The organism is Calorimonas adulescens, assembly GCF_008274215.1.
In the GTDB taxonomy this organism is placed as follows: Bacteria; Bacillota; Thermoanaerobacteria; order Thermoanaerobacterales; family UBA4877; genus Calorimonas; species Calorimonas adulescens.
In genome coordinates, this window is the sequence record NZ_VTPS01000051.1 from 1 (window position 1) to 1,007 (window position 1,007).

The 1,007-nt window shown below is 35.7% G+C and carries 2 protein-coding genes; both read left to right on the forward strand.

Features of this window, described 5'->3' with window-relative positions; genetic code table 11:
• Positions 1–213: 213 nt before the first annotated feature.
• Positions 214–414, forward strand: a complete 201-nt coding sequence (locus FWJ32_RS13200) for a type II toxin-antitoxin system VapB family antitoxin (RefSeq protein ID WP_149546428.1) — start codon at positions 214–216, stop codon at positions 412–414.
• Positions 411–809, forward strand: a complete 399-nt coding sequence (gene vapC / locus FWJ32_RS13205) for a type II toxin-antitoxin system VapC family toxin (protein WP_149546429.1) — start codon at positions 411–413, stop codon at positions 807–809. The genes FWJ32_RS13200 and vapC overlap by 4 nt, the downstream gene beginning before the upstream one ends.
• Positions 810–1,007: the final 198 nt, after the last annotated feature.

Below are 1,007 nucleotides of genomic sequence, written 5' to 3' on the forward strand. Positions count from 1 at the left end.
TGTGCTTATTGAAAAAGGCAAAGAAGAGGGCATTAAAGAGAGTATCTTCAGGAGTAAAGTAGATGCAGTGTTCAAGATGATAAAAAAGAGGTTCGGAAACCACACCCAGTGGCTTGCAGTATAGCTTTTGTTCATCGTTTGGCTTTATCTCTGGTGGCTCTATTGACTCATCAGCATTATGTGTACTATAATACACATATGGAGGTGTATATTATGAGGACAAATATTGTTATTAATGATAAACTCATTGAAGAAGCCAAAAGACTTACCGGACTTAAAACCAAAAAAGATATTGTCAATCTGGCTTTAGAGGAACTTATAATGAGACGCAAGCAGAAAAATCTGCTGGATATCAAAGGTAAAATCAGCTTCATCGAAGATTATGATTACAAGAATATGAGGGAAGATATATGATATTGGTGGATACCTCAGTATTAATTGGATTTTTGAGAGGGACAACAAACAAGCAAATTGACAAGTTTACAGATATAATAAAAAATGAGATTCCCTTCGGTATAAATAATTTTATATACCAAGAAGTACTTCAAGGAGCTAAAACCATAAAGGAGTTTAATATATTAAAAGAATACCTTGGTTCACAGAGGTTCTATACCCTGCAACATGGCAAAAAATCTTATGAAAATGCGGCACAGCTATATCTCCGCTGCAGAAACAGCGGGATTACCGTACGCAGCACCATAGATTTGCTGATTGCCCAGACAGCCATAGAAAATAGACTTTACATTTTGCATGATGACAAGGACTTTTCACTAATTGCCACAGTTGAACCCAGGTTAAAAGAATATTAACGTTACTTATATCCATAGAGACTTTAGCTTGACCCGGTGGTGGCTAAGTGTGTCGCCGATTGTTCAATTTTGTTATTAATATAACCGTTAAATATGGAGGATGTAGATTTAAAAGAGCAGAAAAATAAGCGTGTAAGGGGAGCATTAGCAAAATATAAGAATAAAGATTTACAAGAAAAAGAAAGCGAAGCCTGGGCA